Origin of the sequence: Rhodococcus shunpengi (genome assembly GCF_048381395.1) — a bacterium.
Taxonomy (GTDB): domain Bacteria; phylum Actinomycetota; class Actinomycetes; order Mycobacteriales; family Mycobacteriaceae; genus Rhodococcus.
The window spans coordinates 118,542-137,054 of the sequence record NZ_JBLWIU010000005.1 but is presented as its reverse complement, the minus strand read 5'-3'; the positions used below and the strand labels follow the sequence as shown (position 1 = coordinate 137,054).

Annotated in this window: 20 protein-coding genes; 10 read left to right on the top strand and 10 right to left on the bottom strand. The window is 69.8% G+C overall.

Going from position 1 to position 18,513, the window contains the following annotated elements; translation table 11 throughout:
• Nucleotides 1–1,422 (top strand): glucose-6-phosphate isomerase (gene pgi, locus ACNJ7K_RS00845; protein WP_487041005.1); only part of this gene is annotated, 1,422 nt, incomplete at its 5' end.
• 19 nt (nt 1,423–1,441) lie between these two features.
• On the opposite strand, the gene ACNJ7K_RS00840 is transcribed toward pgi, so the two are convergent.
• The 3 genes from ACNJ7K_RS00840 to ACNJ7K_RS00830 form a co-directional block, all read right to left on the bottom strand.
• Nucleotides 1,442–2,233 carry an FAD:protein FMN transferase gene (locus tag ACNJ7K_RS00840; RefSeq protein ID WP_174246926.1) on the bottom strand — a complete coding sequence of 264 codons (792 nt, stop codon included), beginning with the start codon at nt 2,231–2,233 and terminating at the stop codon, nt 1,442–1,444.
• Between the two features lie 96 nt (nt 2,234–2,329).
• The gene (locus tag ACNJ7K_RS00835; RefSeq protein WP_268655241.1) at nt 2,330–3,952 is read right to left on the bottom strand and encodes an acyl-CoA dehydrogenase family protein; all 1,623 of its coding nucleotides are present in this window, start codon (nt 3,950–3,952) and stop codon (nt 2,330–2,332) included.
• Between the two features lie 4 nt (nt 3,953–3,956).
• The gene (locus tag ACNJ7K_RS00830; RefSeq protein WP_230791947.1) at nt 3,957–4,589 is read right to left on the bottom strand and encodes a TetR/AcrR family transcriptional regulator; all 633 of its coding nucleotides are present in this window, start codon (nt 4,587–4,589) and stop codon (nt 3,957–3,959) included.
• Nucleotides 4,590–4,648: 59 nt separating this feature from the next.
• Between ACNJ7K_RS00830 and ACNJ7K_RS00825 the strand changes: the two genes are divergently transcribed.
• Nucleotides 4,649–5,872 (top strand): hypothetical protein, encoded by a 1,224-nt coding sequence (locus ACNJ7K_RS00825; RefSeq protein WP_268655240.1) that lies wholly within the window; start codon nt 4,649–4,651, stop codon nt 5,870–5,872.
• Between the two features lie 55 nt (nt 5,873–5,927).
• Complete coding sequence (locus tag ACNJ7K_RS00820) at nt 5,928–7,454, top strand: carboxylesterase/lipase family protein (protein ID WP_268655239.1); 1,527 nt, start codon at nt 5,928–5,930, stop codon at nt 7,452–7,454.
• Nucleotides 7,455–7,512: 58 nt separating this feature from the next.
• Here the strand turns inward: ACNJ7K_RS00820 and ACNJ7K_RS00815 are convergent, their stop codons facing one another.
• From ACNJ7K_RS00815 to ACNJ7K_RS00805, 3 genes are read right to left on the bottom strand one after another with little or no spacing between them, the layout of a single operon-like run.
• A complete protein-coding gene (locus tag ACNJ7K_RS00815) occupies nt 7,513–7,839 on the bottom strand; it encodes a cupin domain-containing protein (RefSeq protein WP_059381704.1) in 327 nt (108 codons plus the stop codon).
• A gap of 35 nt (nt 7,840–7,874) precedes the next feature.
• Nucleotides 7,875–8,360 carry a dihydrofolate reductase gene (locus tag ACNJ7K_RS00810; protein ID WP_268655238.1) on the bottom strand — a complete coding sequence of 162 codons (486 nt, stop codon included), beginning with the start codon at nt 8,358–8,360 and terminating at the stop codon, nt 7,875–7,877.
• Nucleotides 8,360–9,160 (bottom strand): thymidylate synthase, encoded by an 801-nt coding sequence (locus ACNJ7K_RS00805; protein ID WP_159416502.1) that lies wholly within the window; start codon nt 9,158–9,160, stop codon nt 8,360–8,362. Before ACNJ7K_RS00805 ends, ACNJ7K_RS00810 begins: the two co-directional genes overlap by 1 nt.
• Nucleotides 9,161–9,233: 73 nt before the next feature.
• Here ACNJ7K_RS00805 and ACNJ7K_RS00800 point away from each other — a divergent pair, with 73 nt between their 5' ends.
• Together ACNJ7K_RS00800 and ACNJ7K_RS00795 are read left to right on the top strand one after the other, a co-directional pair.
• Nucleotides 9,234–10,100, top strand: coding sequence for an Fpg/Nei family DNA glycosylase (locus ACNJ7K_RS00800; protein WP_487041004.1), 867 nt, complete (start codon nt 9,234–9,236; stop codon nt 10,098–10,100).
• Nucleotide 10,101: 1 nt separating this feature from the next.
• The gene (locus tag ACNJ7K_RS00795; RefSeq protein WP_487041003.1) at nt 10,102–11,163 is read left to right on the top strand and encodes a tellurite resistance/C4-dicarboxylate transporter family protein; all 1,062 of its coding nucleotides are present in this window, start codon (nt 10,102–10,104) and stop codon (nt 11,161–11,163) included.
• Here the strand turns inward: ACNJ7K_RS00795 and ACNJ7K_RS00790 are convergent.
• Nucleotides 11,132–11,938: a cytochrome c oxidase assembly protein gene (locus ACNJ7K_RS00790; protein WP_487041002.1), complete on the bottom strand. Its 807-nt coding sequence runs from the start codon at nt 11,936–11,938 to the stop codon at nt 11,132–11,134. The genes ACNJ7K_RS00795 and ACNJ7K_RS00790 overlap by 32 nt on opposite strands.
• 9 nt (nt 11,939–11,947) lie before the next feature.
• Complete coding sequence (locus ACNJ7K_RS00785) at nt 11,948–12,442, bottom strand: DUF2243 domain-containing protein (protein WP_487041001.1); 495 nt, start codon at nt 12,440–12,442, stop codon at nt 11,948–11,950.
• A gap of 107 nt (nt 12,443–12,549) precedes the next feature.
• Between ACNJ7K_RS00785 and ACNJ7K_RS00780 the strand changes: the two genes are divergently transcribed.
• The 3 genes from ACNJ7K_RS00780 to ACNJ7K_RS00770 all read left to right on the top strand — a co-directional run bounded on the left by ACNJ7K_RS00780 (nt 12,550) and on the right by ACNJ7K_RS00770 (nt 15,488).
• A complete protein-coding gene (locus ACNJ7K_RS00780; RefSeq protein ID WP_016692195.1) occupies nt 12,550–13,083 on the top strand; it encodes a hypothetical protein in 534 nt (177 codons plus the stop codon).
• 102 nt (nt 13,084–13,185) lie between these two features.
• Nucleotides 13,186–13,833: an alpha/beta hydrolase family protein gene (locus tag ACNJ7K_RS00775; protein WP_487041000.1), complete on the top strand. Its 648-nt coding sequence runs from the start codon at nt 13,186–13,188 to the stop codon at nt 13,831–13,833.
• Nucleotides 13,830–15,488, top strand: a complete 1,659-nt coding sequence (locus ACNJ7K_RS00770; RefSeq protein ID WP_487040999.1) for a sensor histidine kinase — start codon at nt 13,830–13,832, stop codon at nt 15,486–15,488. The genes ACNJ7K_RS00775 and ACNJ7K_RS00770 overlap by 4 nt, the downstream gene beginning before the upstream one ends.
• Before the next feature lie 27 nt (nt 15,489–15,515).
• Here the strand turns inward: ACNJ7K_RS00770 and ACNJ7K_RS00765 are convergent, their stop codons facing one another.
• Nucleotides 15,516–16,163 (bottom strand): response regulator transcription factor, encoded by a 648-nt coding sequence (locus ACNJ7K_RS00765; protein WP_033096942.1) that lies wholly within the window; start codon nt 16,161–16,163, stop codon nt 15,516–15,518.
• A gap of 151 nt (nt 16,164–16,314) precedes the next feature.
• Between ACNJ7K_RS00765 and ACNJ7K_RS00760 the strand changes: the two genes are divergently transcribed.
• Nucleotides 16,315–17,271, top strand: coding sequence for a nitroreductase family protein (locus ACNJ7K_RS00760; RefSeq protein ID WP_487040998.1), 957 nt, complete (start codon nt 16,315–16,317; stop codon nt 17,269–17,271).
• 17 nt (nt 17,272–17,288) lie between these two features.
• On the top strand, nt 17,289–17,558 hold the full coding sequence (locus tag ACNJ7K_RS00755) for a hypothetical protein (RefSeq protein WP_487040997.1): 270 nt from the start codon (nt 17,289–17,291) through the stop codon (nt 17,556–17,558).
• 26 nt (nt 17,559–17,584) lie between these two features.
• Here ACNJ7K_RS00755 and ACNJ7K_RS00750 read toward each other — a convergent pair whose 3' ends face one another.
• The gene (locus ACNJ7K_RS00750; RefSeq protein ID WP_120281631.1) at nt 17,585–18,496 is read right to left on the bottom strand and encodes a universal stress protein; all 912 of its coding nucleotides are present in this window, start codon (nt 18,494–18,496) and stop codon (nt 17,585–17,587) included.
• Nucleotides 18,497–18,513 lie beyond the last annotated feature (17 nt).

Genomic DNA, 18,513 nt, shown 5'->3' with positions numbered 1-18,513 from the left:
GCCGCGGCTCGGGAGGCGATGTTCTCGGGTGCGCACATCAACGTCACCGAGGACCGCGCGGTGCTGCACACCGCCCTGCGCCTGCCCCGCGATGCGGAACTGATCGTGGACGGGGTCGATGTCGTCGCCGACGTTCACGCCGTGCTCGACCGGATGGGCCAGTTCACCGACCGCCTCCGCAGCGGCGACTGGCGCGGCGCCACCGGCGAGAAGATCGCCACGGTGGTCAACATCGGCATCGGTGGCTCCGATCTCGGCCCGGCGATGGTCACCCGCGCGCTGCGGCGTTTTCACGACGGGCCGGCGGCGCGGTTCGTCTCCAACGTCGACCCGGCGGATCTGACCGCGGCGCTGGCCGATCTGGACCCGGCCACCACCGTGTTCATCGTCGCGTCGAAAACCTTCTCCACCCTCGAAACCCTGTCGAACGCCACCGCCGCGCGCCGCTGGCTCGTCGACGCTCTCGGCGAGGATGCGGTGGCCCAGCATTTCGTGGCGGTGTCGACGCACACGGAGCGGGTGGTCGAGTTCGGCATCGATCCGGCGAACATGTTCGAGTTCTGGGACTGGGTCGGTGGGCGGTATTCGGTGGGTTCGGCGATCGGGCTGGCGGTCATGTGCGCCATCGGCCGGCAGCGGTTCGGCGAGTTCCTCGCCGGCATGCACGCCCTCGACGAACACTTCGCCACCGCCGACCCGGCACAGAACGCACCGCTGTTGGCGGGGTTGATCGGGGTGTGGAATGCGAGCGTCCTCGGTTATCGCTCGCGCGCGGTGGTGCCCTATGCGCAGGATCTGGCGCGGTTGCCGGCCTATCTGCAGCAGCTGACCATGGAATCGAACGGCAAGTCCGTGCGCGCCGACGGCACCGCGGTCTCGTGTCCGACCGGGGAGGTGTTCTGGGGTGAGCCCGGTACCAACGGTCAGCATGCCTTCTTCCAGTTGCTGCACCAGGGCACCGAGATCGTCCCCGTCGACTTCCTCGGCCTGGCCCGTTCCGGCGACGATCTGCCGGCCCGCGATGGGCAGACCAGCATGCAGGTGCTGGTGCTGGCGAACATGTTCGCCCAGGCCAAAGTATTGGCCTTCGGCCGTGATGCCGACGAGGTGCGTGCCGAAGGCGTCGACGAGGCGGTGGTGGCGCACAAGGTGATGCCCGGCGATCGGCCGTCGACGACGATCCTCGCCCCGGAACTGACCCCGTCGGTGGTCGGGCAGATCATCGCGTTCTACGAGCACCAGACCTTCGTCCAGGGCATCGTGTGGGGGATCGATTCGTTCGATCAGTGGGGTGTCGAGCTCGGCAAGACCCAGGCCACCGCCCTGCAGGCGGTGCTCGCAGGTGAGGAGACCCCCGATACCGGGGACGCGTCCACCGACCATCTGATCGAGGTCTACCGCAACCTCCGCGACGGAGCCTGACCGCACCCTGCTCGAGAGATCAAGCAGCCTTCGGATCGGACCAGGCCGTGGTGGTCCGGACCCGTCCGTGCGTATCGACGAGACGCGCCGGCAGGTCGTACTGCTCGAGCCACGACAGGGCTCCGATCCCCCGCTGCAACGCCGTCGCCGCGGCCGCATCGGCCCACACCGCGTCGGGAGCGATGACGCTGACGAGACGCCACCGCTCGGGGTCGGCGACGTCGCTGGTGTGCGACGCCATGGCCGATCCGGCCGGCAGTTCGACCGACCCTCGATCCGGGAGCGGCACCTGCCATCCCCCGGCCGGCGCGTGCCCCGCGGTGGCCATCACGTCGCCGATGCGCACGAGCGCCCCGCATTCGAGCAGGTTCGCGACGAGCGCCGCGGAGTAGTCGACGGTATCGGCCACGGCCGTCGCACCGAGTTCGAGGCTCACCCCGAAGGGAGCGAGCACGACGTCTCCGTCGATCTGCACGTCGCGGTAGGTGGGGATGGGATGGATCGGCGGGATGGCTCCGGCATCGACGGAGGCGTCGTCGGAGTCGACCGGGGTGATGGCCCCGCCCGTCATGCGGGCCGCCCACAGCGCCGACCGCACCATCGAGGCCAGTCGGGGGCTCATCGTGACCGGAGTGCCCTGCGCGAGGTTGACGGAGTGGATCTCGGCGTCGCCCCGGCGGCTGTCGCTCACCGCCTCGGACTCGGCGACGACGCCGCGCACGATCATGCGGGCACGGTGCAGTGCATGCGGCTCGGTCACCGCGAGTGCGATCTGCCGACCCCACTCCCACCATTCGTTGCTGCCGATCATGACGGGCTCCACCCGTGGTCGATTCCTCGCAGGACGTATTCCAGTATGCCCGCGACCTGAGACAGGTGACAGCGCCGCACGATCGGACCCGCGCCGTCAGACCCGGTCGAGGATCGCGGCGGTGTCCACGCCGGTCGGCAGTGTGCCCATCGCGATGCCCCAGTCGTCGTCGAGCCGGCTGCGGCAGAAGGCCTCCGCGACGGCGGGATGCCCGTGTCGGACGAGCTGCGCGCCCTGCAGGACCAGGGCCATGAGCTCCACGACCCGCCGTGCCCGGTACTCGGCGTCCTCGAGATCGGCGAGTTCCTTGCCGACCCGGGCAATGGCCGAGTCGAGCCGCGGATCGGCTCCTTCCGCGAGCCCGACCTCGGTGAAGAACGCCTCGACGGTGTCGGGCTGCCGGGCCATGGCGCGCAATGCGTCGAGTGCCGCGACGTTGCCGGATCCTTCCCAGATCGACATGAGCGGCGACTCGCGATAGAGCCGCGGCATGCCGGACTCCTCGGCGTAGCCGTTGCCGCCGAGACATTCGAGAGCTTCGGCGGCGACCGCGGGAGCCCGCTTGCACACCCAGTACTTGGTGACCGCCAGCGCGATGCGGCGCAGGGCGGCCTCCTGCTCGTCTCCGGCGGCGCGGTCGGTGGCTCCGGCCAGACGCATCATCATCGTCGTCGCCGCATCGGATTCGACGACGAGATCGGCGAGCACGTTGCGCATGAGCGGCTGGTCGACGAGCACCGCGCCGAACGCCTTCCGATGGCGGGCGTGGTGGACCGCGCGCAGCGTCGCGACCCGCATGTTCACGGCCGAGCCGATGACGCAGTCGAGTCGCGTCATGTTCACCATCTCGATGATGGTGTTGATGCCGCGACCTTCCGGGCCGACGAGCCAGCCGATCGCGTTCTCGTACTCGATCTCGGAGGAGGCGTTCGACTTGTTGCCGAGCTTGTCCTTCAGCCGCTGGATGCGGATGGCGTTGCGGGTGCCGTCGGGCAGGACACGCGGGAGCAGGAAGCACGACGGTCCGTGCTCGGTCTGCGCGAGCGTGAGGAACAGATCGGACATCGGCGCGGACGTGAACCACTTGTGCCCGACGATCGTGTACGAACCGTCCGCGTTGGGGGTCGCGGTGGTGGTGTTGGCGCGGACGTCGGAACCACCCTGCTTCTCGGTCATCGACATCCCCGCGATGAGACCACGTTTCGTGGAGGGTTCGCGCAGCCCGAAGTCGTAGTGCGGCGCGGCCAGCAGCGGCTCGTAGCGCTCGGCGAGTTCGGCGTTGTGGCGCAGCGCCGGGACCGCGGCGTAGGTCATCGAGATCGGGCACATGTGCCCGGCGTCGGTGTGGCCCCACACGTAGAACTTCGCGGCGCGGGCAACGTGCGCGCCGGGACGCGAGTCGCGCCAGGGTGCCGCGTGCAGGCCGTTCTCGACGGCGACGGTCATCAGGTCGTGCCAGTGCGGATGGAACTCGACCTCGTCGACGCGGTGGCCGTAGCGGTCGTGGGTGTGCAGCACGGGCGGGTACTCGTTGGCGAGCCGCCCCCAGTCCTGGGCACGGGCAGTGCCGGCGAGGGCGCCGAGTTCGCGGACCTCGTCCTCGGCCCAGCTCGCTCCTTCGCGGCGCAGTCCTTCGAGGAGGGCGGGGTCGTCGGCGGCCCGGTAGGGCTCGAGGTCCGGTACCTGATTGAACACCTCGTGGGTGGCGGGGAAATGCACGGCTTCACTCCTGGGTCGTTCCGGAAGACAGGTACCCCGCCGCGCGCAGTGCGAGCGCGACGAGGTCGGGGACAGTGGATCCGGCCGCGGCGCAATGGCGACCATCGGCCGCGCCGGGAAGGCGGCCGGTGAGCACCTCACCGACGGCCCCGACGAGCGCGGCGGCAGTGAGTTCGACGTCCTGTTCGGGAAATTCACCGGTTGCGATGCCGTGGCGCACGGCGTTCGCGAAGGCCGCTGCGAAGGCGCGGCGCAGCACGAGCCGTTCGACGTCGACCGCGGCGTCGACCGGTTCGGCGAGCAGCGCGTAGGCGAGGGTGGGATTGCGCAGCGCACGGCGGGAGAAGGTGTCGACCACCGCGGTCACCCGGTCGGCACCGGATCCGGTTGCGGCCGCGGACGTCACGGCCTCGACCTCCCGGCCGCACAGTTCCCGGAAGATCCGCACCATGAGATCGGACTTGTCGACGTAGTGCCGGTAGACGCTGCCGGTGGCGACACCGGCCCGTTCGGCGACCGCCGAGACGGACAGTCCGCTGTATCCGCGCTCGCTGAGCAGAGCCACGGCGGCAGCGGCGATCGCCTCGCGCTGCGCGTCGAGTCGCTCCTGCACTGCGGGTGTCCGCCGGTACGCCACACCAAGGATTGAACCTCGGTTCAGTGCTTCGGTCAACGGTCGGCGCTACGGTCGGGATTGTGAATCGCCTGAGCGTCGTGGACGAGATGTTCCTCCACCGCCACAAAGGAACCGGCCTGCCGTCGGTGATGCAGGGTCTGTGGCGCACCGACAAGACCGTGGACGCGACCCTGTTGCTGTCCCTTCACGACGTGCTGTCCGAAGGCCCGCTCGGGCGTCGCGTGGTCCGTCCCCGGGTTCCCGGCGCACGCCCCCGATTCGAACCGAACACGCACGTCCATCCGCTGCGCTATCCCGCGACCCCCATCCCCGACGACGAGCTCCTCGCCTGGGCCGACGAGCACGCGAACGTGGACGTCGATCCCGAGCTCGGTCCCGGCTGGGCCCTCGCCGCGACCCGACTCACGAGCGGCGGCACCGCACTGTCGATCGTGTGCTCGCACGTGCTGACCGACGCGCGGGGATTCGTCCGCGCGGTCGCCGACGCACTCGCCGACCGGCCGCGACGACCCGACCCCGGTCGCCAGTCCGACCTGCGCGATGCGATGCAGTTGTTCCGGAAGGTCGGCAGCGGGCTGCGCCGCGTGAAGTACACGCCCCGCACGGAGAAACCGTCCGCTCCGCAGACGGTGCGCTCGCGACCGCGCACCGCGCTCGTCGACGTCGACGCGGCGCAGTGGAAGGCCGTCGCCGCCGCGGAGGACGGCAGCCCGAACGCCCTGCTGATCGCCGTGTCCGCTGGTGTCGCCCGACGCGCCCGGATCCCGTTCCCCGTGCGCATCTCCGTTCCGGTCGACGACCGGAAGGACGGAACCGTCTCCAACGGCGTGTCGATGGTGGGGATCACCGTCGACGACGGCGACACCGTCGCGTCGATCCGTGCCCGCGCCGCGCACGCCTACTCGCAGCCGCGGGAGGGCGCGCCGCACAACATGCCGGCCGATATCCTGCAGCTTCTCCCCGACCGGATCGCCGCCCGCGTCGCGCGCGGTGCCGGTGAGCGGGACCTGTTGTGTTCCAACATCGGCGCAGTGCCCCGCGAACTCACCACGCTGGGCCCGTACCGCACCACCGGGATCGCGATGCGCGCCATGCACCCGGGACTCGACACCCGGCCGGCCCGCACCGCGACCCGCCTGTCGGTCTACGCCTGCCACACCGACGAGCGGTACACCCTCGCGTTCGTCGCCCTCGACGAGGACCGCTTCCCCGACGCCGCGACGCTGCGCACCTACGTCCGGGCCGAGCTCGCAGATCGGGGACTCGAGGCCTACTCCTGGTGACCTCGACGGTGGATGCGACGGCTACCGTGACGCGCCGTCACGTACAGTGCGGAGCATGACGCCCGAGACCCACGTCACATTCGCAGACGGGACCGTCCGCGGCACCCGGCTCGGCGACCTCCTCGCCTGGCGCGGCATCCCCTACGCCGCTCCCCCGGTCGGTCCGCTGCGGTTGCGCGCGCCGCAACCGGTCGAGCCCTGGACGGGGGTGCGCGATGCGACGCAGTTCGGCAATGCCGCCCCGCAGCGTCCGCGGTACGCCGAGACCGGTCGTCGCGGGGTGCGTGTGCGTCCCGACGAGGACTGCCTGACCCTCAACGTGCTCGCCCCCGCCGGTCGGGTCCATGCACCGCGACCGGTCATGGTGTTCATCCACGGCGGCGCCTTCACCCTCGGCACGAGTGCCCTGTCGGTCTACGGCGGCGAGTCGCTGGTCCGACGCGGCGACGTCGTCTACGTGTCGATCAACTACCGCCTCGGAGCGCTCGGTTATCTCGACTTCGGGTCCTTCTCCACCGACTCGGTCCGATTCGATTCCAATCTCGGTCTGCGCGACCAGGTGGCGGCGCTCGAATGGGTGCAGCGCAACATCGCGGCCTTCGGCGGCGACCCCGACAACGTGACGATCTTCGGCGAGTCCGCCGGCGGCACCTCGGTGACGACCCTGCTCGCGACACCCGCCGCGCGCGGACTGTTCTCCGCCGCGATCGCACAGAGCCCGGCGCCGAATCTCGTCGTCACCTCCGACCGCTCTGCCGAATGGGGCCGGAAGTTCGTCGAACTGCTCGGTGCCGACCCGGATACCGCGGCGCGGGCGCTGCTCGACGCCTCCCCCGTCGAACTCGGACGGGTGGGATCGCGACTCGGGGCGCAGGTGCTGCGAGCAACCCCCGGTCTGCATCCTTTCGGTCCGGTCGTCGACGGCGATTTCGTTCCGCTCCAGCCGCTCGAGGCGTACGAGACGGGCGCGGCGCATCCCGTTCCGCTCGTGCTCGGGACGAACGACCGCGAGGGCGCACTGTTCCCGAAGTTCCTCGACGCGCTGCCGACGAACCCGCGGCGGATCGACGCACTGTTCGCCGCGACCGATCCCGAGGCGAAGGATCACATCACGGCGGTCTACCCAGGATATCCGGACGAGCGTGCCGCGATCGATCTCGGCGGCGACCTCACCTTCTGGTATCCGTCCGTGCAGATCGCGCAGGCGCATTCGCGTTTCGCGCCGACCTTCATGTACCGCTTCGATCTCGCGCCGCGACTGCTGCGGTGGACGGGCTTCGACGCGACGCACGCCGTGGAGTTGCTTGCGGTCTTCGACCAGACCGGCGAACCGCTCGGGCGGGCGCTCACGGCACTCGGCGGTCGACGCGGCCTGCGCACGGTCGCCGGAGCGATGCAGCGCCAGTGGCTGAACGTGGCCCGGCACGGTGAACCACTGCCGTCGTGGCCGCCTTACGACGAGAAGGACCGCGCGACAGTGATTTTCGACGAGGTCACGCGCATCGAGCACGATCCGCGTCGCGAGCGCCGACTCGCGTGGGAGGGCTACCGCGGGTACACCGCTCCGGCGCCGGTGCAATGAGCACCGCTACTCGGTGCGTGCAATGAGCACCGCTACTCGGTGCGTGCAATGAGCACCGCTATTTGGCGACGGTGAGCAGGAAGGCGACGTCCTCGATGGCGCTGACGCTGTGCCGGACCGGCGGGATGATGATCATGTCGCCCGCCGAACCCTTCCACACGTCGTTGCCCGCGACGAGCTGGAGCTGACCCGACAGCACCTGCAGGGTCGCCTCGCCGGGGCTGTCGTGCTCGCCGAGTTCGTGGCCGGCGAGCAACGCGACGACGGTCTGCCGCAGGTGCTTGGTATGCCCACCGAAAACCGTCTGGGAGCTGCGTCCGCTGCTGGACGCCGCTGCGAGTTTGAGCTGCTGCCGTGCCAGGGCGGTCAACGAGAGCTTGTCCATGTACCGCAGTATCGCTCAGATGCCGCCGCGAGAACTCAGCTTCGCGCGTACCGGATCCAGCGGAACCTGATTCCCTTGGTGGACGTCATCCATTCCCCGGGTTCCTCCACCCATTCGGGCCCGATCGGAGGTGCGGTCGCATCTCCTACGACGTCGAGGTCGACCTCGGTCACGAGCAGCCGAGTCGCGAACGGCATCGCCTGCGCGTAGATCTGGCCCCCGCCCATCACGACGACCTCGTCCTCACCGGCGAGCGTCAACGCGTCCTCGAGGCTCATCGCGGTCTCGGCGCCCTCGGCCGACCACTCGACGTTGCGGGTGACGACGATGTTCCGGCGTCCCGGCAGCGGCCGGAATCTCACCGGGAGCGAGTCCCAGGTGAGGCGGCCCATGATCACCGGCTTGCCCATCGTGGCGTCCTTGAAGAACGCCATGTCCTCGGGGATGTGCCACGGAATGGTGTTGTCGCGGCCGATCACACCGTCGCGTGCCTGGGCCCAGACGAGGGTGACATCCCCCATCAGACGGCCACCGGCGCCTTGATCGCCGGGTGGTGCCGGTAACCGACGACCTCGACGTCCTCGTAGCGGTAGTCGAAGATCGAGTCGCGCGGGTGCAGCTTCAGCGTCGGGTAGGGATACGGATCGCGGGTGAGCTGCTCGGTGACCTGCTCGATGTGGTTCGAATAGATGTGGCAGTCGCCGCCGGTCCAGATGAACTCTCCCGGCTCGAGTCCGGTCTGCTGCGCGACCATGTGGGTGAGCAGCGCGTAGCTGGCGATGTTGAACGGCACGCCGAGGAACATGTCGGCGCTGCGCTGGTAGAGCTGGCAGCTGAGCTTGCCGTCGGCCACGTAGAACTGGAAGAAGGCGTGGCACGGCATGAGCGCCATCCTGTCGAGCTCGGCCACGTTCCACGCCGAGACGAGGATGCGCCGCGAGTCGGGATTGTTGCGCAGGGTCTCGATCACCTGGCCGATCTGGTCGATGTGCTGCCCGTCGGGGGTCGGCCACGAGCGCCACTGCACGCCGTAGACCGGGCCGAGATCGCCGTCGGGTGCGGCCCACTCGTCCCAGATCGTCACGCCGTGCTCCTGCAGCCACTTGACATTGGAGTCGCCGCGCAGGAACCACAGCAGCTCGTAGACGATGGACTTCAGGTGCACCTTCTTCGTGGTGATCAGCGGGAAGCCCTCGGACAGATCGAAGCGCATCTGGTGGCCGAACAGGCTCCGCGTGCCGGTTCCGGTACGGTCGGCCTTCTCCGCGCCGGTCTCGAGGATCAGGCGCAGCAGGTCTTCGTAGGGCGTCGACACAGTCACGAGCGCAGTCTATCGGTGACGTGATGGTGTCCGTCGCCACCCGCGAACGGCCCGGCGACCGTAGCCTGTTCCCATGCCCGAGCTCCCCGAGGTGGAAGCACTTGCGGTGTTCCTGCGCGAGCACGCGGTCGGCAGCGTCGTCGGACGCATCGACGTCGCGGCGCTGAGCGTGCTGCAGACGGCCGACCCGCCGATCACGGCGCTGCAGGGACGCGACATCACCGGAGCGGTGCGCTTCGGCAAGTTCCTCGCGATCGACTGCTCGGGGCTGCACCTGATCACGCACCTGTCCCGCGGCGGCTGGTTGCGCTGGCTCGACGAACCGTCGCACACTCCCCCGAAACTCGGTCGCGGTCCGCTCGCCCTCCGCGTGCACCTGTTCGCCCCCGACGCGACGACACCGGCCTTCGATCTCACCGAGGCCGGCACGAAGAAGCGCCTCGCGGTCTGGGTCGTCGACGATCCGCAGCAGGTGCCCGGCATCGCCCGCCTCGGCCCCGACGCGCTCGCCCTCACCCGCGACGAGTTCGCCGAGCTCCTGACCGACAGCACCTCGCGCCTCAAGACGCTGCTCACCGATCAGAAGGTTCTCGCGGGCATCGGCAACGCCTACTCCGACGAGATCCTGCACGTCGCTCAGCAGTCGCCGTTCGCGACCGCCGGAAAGCTCACCGACGACGAGGTGACGGCCCTGTACGGGGCGATGCGGTCGGTTCTCACCGATGCCGTCACGCGCTCGGTCGGGCAGGACGCGGCGCGCCTCAAGGGCGAGAAACGGTCGGGGCTGCGCGTGCACGGACGCACCGGTGAGCCGTGCCCGGTGTGCGGCGACACCGTCCGCGAGGTCTCCTACACCGATCGTTCGTTCCAGTACTGCCCGACCTGCCAGACCGGAGGGAAGGTCCTCGCCGACCGGCGGATGTCCCGCCTGCTGAAGTAGCGTGCGCGCCGTGCAGGCCCGTTCCCGTCTCCGCGAAGAAGTCCGCACCCTCGCACCGGGTTACTTCGCCTTCGTCATGGCCGGCGGCATCGTCTCCACCGGACTCCACCTCCGCGGTTTCCACCTCGCATCGGCCGTGCTGCTGATCGTGTCCGCGATCGGATACGCGACGCTGGTGGCCCTGTCGGTGTGGCGGTTCTTCGCGTTCCGCGACGAAGTCCGCGCCGATCTCGCCGATTCCGGACGGGCGTTCGGCTTCTTCACCTTCGTCGCCGGCAGCAACGTGCTCGGCGTACGCCTGATGATGGACGGCCGGCATTCCACCGCGGCCGTACTGCTCGTGGGCGCGGCGGCGACGTGGCTGGTGCTCGGATATGTCGTCCCGTGGACCGCCGTGCTCGGCACGGCGGAGCGTCCCGTCCTCGCGAAGGCGAACGGAACGTGGTTCATCTGGGTGGTCGCCAGCGAGTCGGTGGCCATCGCCGCGGCCACGCTCCAACCGGTCTACCGCGAACTGGACCGGCTCCTCGCCGCCGTCGCGGTGTTCACCTGGGGTGTGGGGCTGTTCCTGTACGCGGCGGCGGGCATCTTCGTCGCGGCGCGGATGCTGCAGTACCCGTTGCGTCCCGCCGACCTGACCGCCCCGTACTGGGTGTCGATGGGAGCGTGCTCGATCACCGTCGTGGCGGGCTCACGGATCGTCGAGATGGACGACGCACCGATGGTCGACGCGACCCGCGGCCTGATCGCGGGCCTCGCCGTCGTCATCTGGGCCTTCGCGACGTGGCTGCTGCCGCCGCTCGTCGCGGCCGGCTGGTGGCGTCACCGCGTCCACCGGGTTCCGCTGACCTACGACTCGTCCCTGTGGTCGATCGTCTTCCCGCTCGGCATGTACGCGGTCGCGGGGATGTATCTGGGTCGCGCCGACGATCTGCCGCTGGTCGGCGCGATCGGCGCCGCCGAGTTGTGGGTCGCGGTGGCTGCCTGGGTCGTGGTGTTCGCCGCGATGCTGCACCGCATGTGGGTCCGGTTCATGCGGCCGGTCGAGCGCGACCGACGGTGACCGCCCGCGCGCGGGCACGCCCCATCTCGCCGTACCAGCGGACGGCGAGCACGACGGCCAGGGCCACACCGACCGCGTCGCCGCCGTAGTACATCAGCTGGGCACCCGCCTGCAGATCGGACGCGGCGAACATCGTGCCGGGAGGTGACTGCGCGTACAGCGTCTTCGCCAGCACCGCGTGGACCGCGCCGGCCACGAGCAACACCACCGCGAGATGCGGGAGACCGTACCTGCGGCGGAGAGGATCGAGCCGGCAGATCGCGATGGTGAACAGCATCCCGGCGGCGAAGACGTGCAGGTGGACCACGGCCGCGACGAGCGTGTCGTCGTGCATCGCAGCGAACAGCGGCGTCCGGTAGAGCACCCACAGTCCACCCATGTCCAGCACGGCCGCGACCGCCGGCGCCGTGAGCAGCGCGGCCGGTCGCGAATGCAGCACGGTGAGCAGACCCGCGCGTGCGCCTCCCACCGGGACGGTCCTCAGCAGCAGCGTCACCGGCCGGCCCAGCACGATCAGCAGGGGCGCGACCATGCCGACGAGCAGATGCCCGGCCATGTGCGCGGTGAACGGCCCACCGGGCAGAGGAACTACCGCCGTGGCAGCGACGGCGCCGGCACCCGCGGCGACACTCGCGTCACGCCACCATGGCCACGCGTCGCCACGGCGACGCAGCCGCACGGCCGCCCCGAGGTACAGCGCGACCCCCAGAGCCGCCACCAGCAGGACGACGAGGGCGAGTGCTCCCGGTCCCGTGTGCGTCGGATGATCGTGCACCGACGGCTCCTATCCGTCCGAGAGCCCGGTGGTGCGCACGTTCCGTCGCGCCGACCACCACAGGATCGCACCGGCGACGAGGAACACGAGAGCCCCTGCGATCCAGGCCAGGTCGTAGGGCCACACGTCGACGTCGTAGCGGATCTGGTGGACGCGGAACACCTTGTGGTTCACCAGTCCGTCGAACAACTGGAACGCGCCCGCTCCCATGAGCAGCGCCGCCCAGAAGTGCCGTACCGCCAGGGCGTGCCTGCGACGCACGTCGGCGAGCAACGCGAATCCCGCTACGAGAACGAGCAACTCGGCCGTGTGCAGCAGACCGTCGGAGGCGAGACCGACCGCGGGTGTGGAGCGGTCGTAGAAATGGTGCCAGCCGAGAATCTGGTGGAAGACGATCTCGTCGATCGCAGCCATGAGCGCCACACCGAGGAGGGCACCGCTGATCGCGGAGTGCCGCACCGAGATTCCGCCGCGGGTGTCTCGGGGTCGTGTCGCTCCGGTCATCGCTCCCTCACCGTGCCGCCCGAAGGACGCTCCTTCACCGTGTCGCCCGAAGTGCTCCGTCCGGGAATGCGGGTTGTTCCGATCCCGCGGCGGGTACCCGAGCGACCATGCTGAGAAACGCACTGTGGGAAGGGCTGGTCGCCGGTGCGGCCGGCGTGGCCGCCATGACCGTCGGGGAGAAGATCGAGCAGGCCGTCACCGGGCGACCGAACTCCCACGTGCCGGGCCGCGTACTCGCACGGTTGACGGGCGCCTCCGAATCGGCCGGGCAGCACTCGACCGCCCTGAACTGGGCGATGCATTTCGGGCAGGGCATCGCCCTCGGCGTGCTGCGTTCGGTCATGGCCGAGGTGGGCCTGCGGGGGCCGCTCGCCTCGTCGAAGTTCACCGTCGTCCGTCTGACCAACGACCAGATCCTCGAGAATGCGACCGGCGTGGGAGCACCGCCGCAGACGTGGCCCCGTTCCGAACTGGCGATCGACGTCCTCCACAAGAGCGTCTACGGGTTCGTCACCGGTGCCGTCGCCGACGCGCTCGCCGCCCGCCGCGGTCCCGGCCCGGGCGGGCGGCACGCCGCGCTCGTGCCCGGTCGCCACTCCGACATCGGCCCGATCCCCCGCAGCGCGGCCGCCGGCCGGTAGAGGTACGGAGCACAGGCGACCTGCGGCACGGAGCACAGGCGACCTGCATCGGAGCACGGAGGGCCCAGGAAACGTCGCCGACGCGGCGGTTACCGTATCGGTGTGAGTGTCGAACCGCTGGACACCGGCACCGTGACCGGTCACCTGCATCTTCCCGAGGGCAGCCCGCGGGGTGCCGTCGCGTTGACGCACGGCGCCGGCGGCAACTGCGACGCGCGGATCCTGCAGCTGATGTGCTCCCGGTTCGCCGACGCCGGCTTCCTCGCCCTTCGTTACGACCTGCAGTTCCGCCGTCGCAAACCCAAGGGACCCCCGCAGCCGTCCCGCGCCGCGGAGGACCGTGAGGGTGTGGCCGCCGCGGCCGCGGAGCTGCGCGACCGCGTGTCCGGGCCCCTGCTGCTCGGCGGCGTCTCCTACGGCGGCCGGCAGACGTCGATGCTCGCGGCCGACGAACCCGGCATCGCCGACGCCCTCGTCCTGCTGTCCTATCCCCTCCATCCGCCGGGCAAGCCGGAGAAGCTGCGCACCGAGCACCTGCCGAAGATCTCGGTGCCCACGGTGTTCGTCCACGGCGACCGCGACCCCTTCGGTACCTTCGACGAACTGCGGGAGGCACTCGATCTTCTGCCCGCGGCCACGACCCTCGTCGAGGTCACCGGGGCCGCACACGACCTGAGCCGCGCGAAGACGGATCCCTCGGAATCCGCCGTGTCCGCCGCGCTGCACCTGCTGGAAGAGAAGAACTCATGATCGAACCCACCGACGTCGCCATCGACACGCTGCTCGCCGAGCTCCGCGACCGGCTCGACGATTCCGTCGACGCCCCGACGACCCTGCGCGGCCTGCTCGAAGCGGTGCTCGTCGTGGGATCGGGTCTCGAACTCGATTCCATGCTCCAGCGCATCGTCACCGCCGCGACCGCCCTTCTCGACGCCCGCTACGGCGCGCTCGGCGTGCGCGCCGCCGACGGTGGTCTGTCGGAGTTCGTGTACGTCGGGATCAACCCGACGCAGCGCGAGGTGATGGGCCATCTGCCCGAGGGCCGGGGCATCCTCGGTCTGCTCATCAACGATCCCCGGCCGGTCCGCCTCGCCGACCTGTCGAAGCATCCCGCATCGATCGGCTTCCCGCCCAACCACCCGCCCATGAAGAGCTTCCTCGGAACTCCGATCATGGTGCGCGGCAAGGTCTTCGGCAGCATCTATCTCACCGAGAAGCTGGGGGCACCCGAGTTCACCGAAGAGGACGAGGTGATCCTCAAGGTACTCGCGATGTCCGCCGGTGTGGCCGTCGAGAACGCGCGCCTGTTCGAGGGCTCCCTCGCCCGCGAGAGATGGCTCACCGCAATGGCATCCATCAACTCGCGGTTGCTGATGGGTGGGTCGGTGGACGAGACGCTGTCGATGCTCACCGGTCAGGTCCGCGAACTCGCCCGATGTGCGGGTGCCTATGTGGTGCTCGTCGAGGGTCATCAGGGCCGCCTGCAGGCCGCGTCCCCCGCGATCCCGTGCGGGAAGGACAAGCGTTTCGATCTCACCGGATCGCCTGTGCTCAAAGCACTCAAGAGCAGGCAGCCGATGCATCTCGATACGCTCGAGGGACTGCCGCCGACGGAGCAGGGCGACAAGGGCCACGCGGTGGTGCTGCCACTGTCGGCGACGTCGACCGTCACGGGCGTGCTCGTCGCGACCCGCGAGGCCGGTACCGAACCGTGGGACGACGAGGACGTGGCCCGCTTCGAATCCATGGCGAACCTCGCCGCCGTGGCCCTCGAGTTCGCCGAACAGCAACGCAAGAAGCGGTTGCTCGACGTACTGGCCGATCGTGACCGTATCGCACAGGACCTGCACGACAACGTCATCCAGCGCCTGTTCGCCACCGGCATGAGTCTGCAGAGTGCGACAGCGGAAGGTGTGGGTACCGAACGTGTCGTGGAGGTGATCCGCCACGCGATCGAGCAGCTCGACCGGACGGTGCGCGAGATCCGCACGACCATCTTCGATCTGCACACCACCGGCGCGGCGGCGTCGAACAGTCTGCGCCGGAGACTGCTGGATGTCGTGGGCGACCTGAGCATCCACTCCTCGGTGGCACCCAACGTGCAGTTCGTCGGCCCCATCGACACGTTGGTGCCGATGCGGATCCACCCGCACGCCGAGGCCGTGCTCCGCGAGGGGCTGAGCAACGCGCTGCGCCATTCCCAGTCCGACAACATCTCGGTGTCGGTCTCGGTTCAGGACGACTTCCGGATCGAGATCCTCGACGACGGCACGGGTCTGCCCGACACGCCTCGCCGCAGCGGGCTGGCGAACCTCGAGCGGCGCGCCGTGCAGTGCGGCGGGTCGTGCGAGATCGGTCCGGCCCACCCGCGCGGCACCCGGGTGCTGTGGACGGTCCCGCTCTGACGGAACGGGTCCCGCCCCCGCGTCGGATCAGGACGTCGGCTTGCCGCGCTCGTTGCGCAGCTCGGTGGCGAGCACCGCAGCCTGCGTGCGGCGCTGCATGCCGAGCTTCGCCAGCAGCCGCGAGACGTAGTTCTTCACGGTCTTCTCCGCAAGGAACAGCCGCTCGGCGATCTCCCGGTTGGTCAGGCCCTCACCGATGAGTTCGAAGACGGCGCGTTCCTGTTCCGACAGCTCGGCAAGCGGATCGGCCGTGCGCGACGCCCGGATCCGCTCCATGAGGGCGGCGGTGGCACGGCTGTCGAGCAGCGAGCCGCCCTCGCCGACGGTGCGGATCGCCGAGACGAGGTCGGTGCCGAGGATCTGCTTGAGCACGAACCCCGAGGCACCCGCCATGATCGCGTCGAAGAGTGCCTCGTCGTCGGCGTAGGAGGTGAGCATCAGGGCGCGCAGACCCGGCATGCGGGTACGCAGCTCGCGGCACAGTTCGACCCCGTTGCCGTCGGGAAGCCGCACGTCGAGCACCGCGACGTCGGCGCCGCTCTCGGGCACGCGGGCCAGGGCCTCCCCCACCGAGGCGGCCTCACCGACGACGGTGAAGTCGGGCACGCTGCTCAGCAGATCCACCAGGCCGCGCCGCACGATCTCGTGATCGTCGACGAGAAACACGCGGGTCATCTCGGACACCTTTCGTTGACATGCTGTTCCGTCATTGTCCCAGGTGTACCGCGATACCCACGTCCTCGGGGCCGTTCGACACCCATCTGGGGACCTTCTCCCCCTGCCTCGCGGGCACCGTTCGGGAGACGCTGGAGAGGCAGAGGTGGACATGTGGGACGAACGAGCCGACGAGGAGGATGTCGTGACTGTCGATGCCGGAACCTGGTCGCTCGGTGACACCGAGATCATTGCGCGTGCGGTGGTGGAGGCACCCTCGGTGCACGACACGCAACCGTGGAATCTGCGACTGCCCGATCACAGCGCCGAACTGGAGGAACGCCTCGAATTCGCGGAACCGGGGCCGGACCCGCTGCGCGTCGACCGGTTGATCTCGTGCGGTACGGCCCTCGCGAATCTCGAGCTCGCGATCCGGGTCCTCGGCAACCGCTCGCGCACCTCCGTGCTGCCCGATCCGCAACGTCCGGAGCTCATCGCCCGGATCGAGACTCTCGGCTCGGGTACCCCGAGCAGCCGCGACCTGCGGTTGTACGCCGCCATCTCGCACCGGCGCAGCCACCGCGAATCGTTCACCGACATCCCGGTGCCGACGGAGACGCTCGCCGACGTCGTCGCCGCGGCCGGGGCGGTACCCGACGTCGACGTGCGCCTGCTCGCCACCGACGAGGCCGTCGCCCTGGCCCAGGTGCTCGCCTACGCGGCGGAGACCCGCCGGCGTCACCCGCACTACCAGCGGGAGATGTTCTCGTGGACCTCCCACTGGCAGCCGCGCGGCAACGCCGAGGTGGTCACCACCTGGAGCGCGAGCCTCGACGAACACGGCGCGGCCGGCGAGGCCATGGTCACGACGGGGATCCCCGACGTCGATGCGCTGGCTGCGGCGATCGCGCGCGAATCGGTTCTCCTGTTCTCCGCCGCGTCCACCTCGCCGGCGGATCTGGTCCGGGTCGGCGCGGCGGTGGAGCGGTGCTGGCTCGCGGCCATCGACGCGCGACTGTCGGCGTCGGTCATGACCCATCCCCTGCGCGTCGAGGACGCGGGCTCGCGCCTGGCCGAGATGCTCGACCTGCCGGTCGTGCCGCTGGTGATCCTGCGCGTGGGTTTCTGACGAGAAGAGAGATCGAGGTGACGATGAGCGCACCGACCGAGGATCCGATCGACGATCCGACCCGCGAGTTGTTCCGCACGGCCCTGGACATGGCGCAGGCCGCCAAGGCCGGCAACGTCTCCGGGTGGCTGTCCGCCCGCTACGAGTGCAGGCGCGTCGAGGATGTCGCGTTCGTGCTCTCGCAGATGCTCGGGGTGCTCATCGAGAACGGCGCGATCAGCCGGGGCGTGCATCCGGCCGACGCGTGGAGAGAACTGCGCGAGCGGGGCGTCGACGACTTCGGGTGACGCCCCGCTCGCTCCCTCGTCCGGGATCAGTCCTCGGTCTCCTTCGACCGGACGACGAGGACCGGGCAGTCCGCGGTCTGGATGAGCGCGTTGCTCGTGGAGCCGAGCAGCAACCCCTTGAAACCGCCGCGTCCGCGGGTTCCGACCACGAGAAGCTGTGCGGCCTCGGCATATTCGCTGAGCACCCGCACCGGCCGGTCGCGGGCGACGACACGTTCGACGGTGACGTCCGGGTACCGCTCCTGGTAACCGGCGAGACGTTCGGCGAGCACGATCTCCTCGCCGGTCTGGATCCGGCTCCAGTGCGGGTCCTCGGGGACGGCCCCGAGCGAGGGCTGGACGCTGACGTCGCTCCATACGTTCACCGCGACAAGCGTTGCGCCGCGTGCGGAGGCCTCCTCGAACGCGACCTCCACCGCGTCGCGGCACGAGACCGATCCGTCGACACCGACCACGACGGGCCCCTTTGCCGGCGGCGCACCGTCGAGGGTGCGACCCCGCACCACGACGACGGGCGCCGTCGCGTGCGAGACGACCGCAGTGGAGACCGAACCGGCGAGCAGGCCCTTCACCTCACCGAGGCCGCGCGATCCGACGACGAGCCGGTCGGCGTGCTCGGCCTGCGCGATGAGCGTGGGAACGACCTTGCCTTCGAGCTGCTCGGTGGTGACCTCGACGTTCCCGTGACGGTTCTCGTCGATGATCTGCCGGGCGAGCACGGCCGCGTTGTCGAGCCGGTCGCGGGCCGTCGCCTTCATCTCCTCGTGGAAGCTCTGCGCGAGGTAGGGCTCGGAGTAGTAGAAGGCGGGGATGTGCACGACGGTGACGATGCGCAGCGGCAGGCCGCGGATCCCAGCCGTCCGTGCCGCCCAGTTCACCGCGGTCGTGGACGCGTCGGATCCATCGACGGCCACGACGATCGGCTTGTTCTCGGTCATCGTACGCGGAACCTTTC